Genomic DNA, 2,170 nt, shown 5'->3' with positions numbered 1-2,170 from the left:
GTCATCGTCGGCGGGATCGTGTTTTTCCAGCAGTCGCAGCTTTCCAATGCCGTGACCGACACCGCCCGCGCCGCGGTGGGGATCTCGGCGCAAGCTCGGGCTTTGTACCAAAACCAAAGGAATTTTGGTGACAACGAAGACCTCACGATCGCCATGATCCGTGCTGGCGTTGTGCCTTCAAACTTCATCGATGCCACGGGAGATGCGATCGCTCACCCCTTTGGCGGGAGCATGGCGGTCACTGGCAACGGCGACGGCTTTGTCATCTCCTATAGCGATATCTCTCAGGCGGCCTGTCTGCGCTTGGCGAGTATCGATGAGACCGGCGTCGGGCCAATGGGCACAGGCCTGATGGGTCTTACAATTTCCGGCGATCCCATCGACCCCATGACATCGCCAGAAATGAAGGGGGCTGTAACAGCTGAGGATGTTGCTGCGAATTGCAGCGACGGGGTACAAATGGCAGTTCACTACGAGAAGAATCCTAGTGGGGGGTTCTCATATTATTGCGGCCCGCCAGGAATGGTTTGGGAAGAGAACATTGGACGTTACAGAATATCAGGGAGACACTATGTTGGCGGTATTGATCATAGTGAAGTTAGAGTCCGACAAGACTCGTCTTATACAACCCTGATACCACCAAATAATTCCCAAGCTATTGATGTATTTGGAAGATATGCTGGATATGACGGGTCTTGGCATGTTTGGGAGCATACGCACCATTTCGAACCTTACGAACTTATGCCTCCCGATGAAGATTGCTGAGGAAAGGCTGGACATCATGAGCATCACATCCAATCTGGTCCTTGCCGGCCGTAGGCGCGCCATCTCTCTCATTGAAGGCGTGCTCTACCTCGTCATCGCTCTCACCGTAATCGTCGGTGGCATCGTCTTCTTCCAGCAATCGCAGCTCAGCAATGCGGTCACCGATACCGCGCGGGCCGCGGTGGGGATCTCATCGCAAGCTCGAGCTTTGTACCAAAACCAGACCGGGTTTGGCGACAATGAGGATCTTACGCTGGCCATGATCCGCGCCGGCGCTGTGCCGTCGAACTTCATCGACAACTCGGGCGATGCGATCGCGCACCCCTTCGGTGGTGGTGTGAGCGTCACTGGTAACGGCAAGGGCTTTGTCATTTCCTACAGCGACATCTCACAGGCAGCTTGCTTGCGGCTTGCGAGTATCGATGAGACGGGCGTCGGGCCGATGGGCACAGGTATCGTAGGCCTTACGATCTCAGAAGGTGATCCAGTCGATCCTACATCTGCACCGGATATTACCGGTGCAATTAAAGCTGATGCGATGTCCTCCAGCTGTGCCGATGGTGCAGAAATGGCGGTATATTATGCTCAGCATCCTGGTGCGAAATTTGCTGAAGCAGGCGGAGGAACGAGCGGACCAGATCCTGAAATTTTCGCCACGGATAATCCTTTTGGTTACCCCCACCCTAGAAGAAACATCTATAGCGCTTGTCAGGGATATCCGTCCCGTAGCGGCCTGCAAGCAGCATGGAAGCAATGTTTGAGAGATTGGGGGAGATCCACCTATGGTGATGACTGGATGAGGCCTCTTGATGAAATCTGTGGGCCGACTCCGAACAGGTCCGACTTCGATATGACGGTGTCAAATGCCAACTGGGAATACAATAGAGTTGAGGACACCCATGACGAGTGTATGGATGCATACTACATGATCCGCTTTAATCGGAGACGATAATAGGCGGAGCAATTGACAAATGGCGGGTATGGTTCAAGCCCGTCATTGCTATCCACGGTGATTGGGCGAGGCTATGGCAGAACAGGTATATGCCTATTTCCCTGACGACTTCAGCCATTAAGTTTCTGAATGCCAGATTGATGTAAGTCTGAAAGGTTATCCTGCACCCCTAGATTAACCGATTTTTGGGGACGGACTTGCGAAAACAGAGTTGTGATGGCTTACCGAAGCGCTCTGTAAGTTAAGCTCATGGGTATAACACAACGGAAGCCACACTATGAAACTTACAGTCAAACTGGGCGTCGCCACCCGAAGGCGCGCCATATCCCTCATTGAAGGCGTGCTCTACCTCGTCATCGCTCTCGCGGTCATCGTCGGCGGGATCGTGTTTTTCCAGCAGTCGCAGCTTTCCAATGCCGTGACCGACACCGCCCGCGCCGCGGTGGGGATCTC

The 2,170-nt window shown here is 53.8% G+C and carries 3 protein-coding genes; all 3 read left to right on the top strand.

What is annotated here, in order from left to right; genetic code table 11:
• Positions 1-765: type 4 pilus major pilin (locus ACGYLO_RS22075; RefSeq protein ID WP_394377456.1), on the top strand; the 765-nt coding region annotated here is incomplete at its 5' end.
• A gap of 16 nt (positions 766-781) precedes the next feature.
• Positions 782-1,717 (top strand): type 4 pilus major pilin, encoded by a 936-nt coding sequence (locus ACGYLO_RS22070; protein WP_394377455.1) that lies wholly within the window; start codon positions 782-784, stop codon positions 1,715-1,717.
• A 277-nt stretch (positions 1,718-1,994) separates the two neighbouring features.
• Positions 1,995-2,170 (top strand): TadE/TadG family type IV pilus assembly protein (locus ACGYLO_RS22065; RefSeq protein WP_394377457.1); only part of this gene is annotated, 176 nt, incomplete at its 3' end.

Origin of the sequence: Sulfitobacter sp. 1A13353, from assembly GCF_043557255.1 — a bacterium.
In the GTDB taxonomy this organism is placed as follows: domain Bacteria; phylum Pseudomonadota; class Alphaproteobacteria; order Rhodobacterales; family Rhodobacteraceae; genus Sulfitobacter; species Sulfitobacter faviae.
The sequence above is the reverse complement of the archived record's forward strand: the minus strand, read 5'-3'. Positions and strand labels throughout refer to the sequence as shown.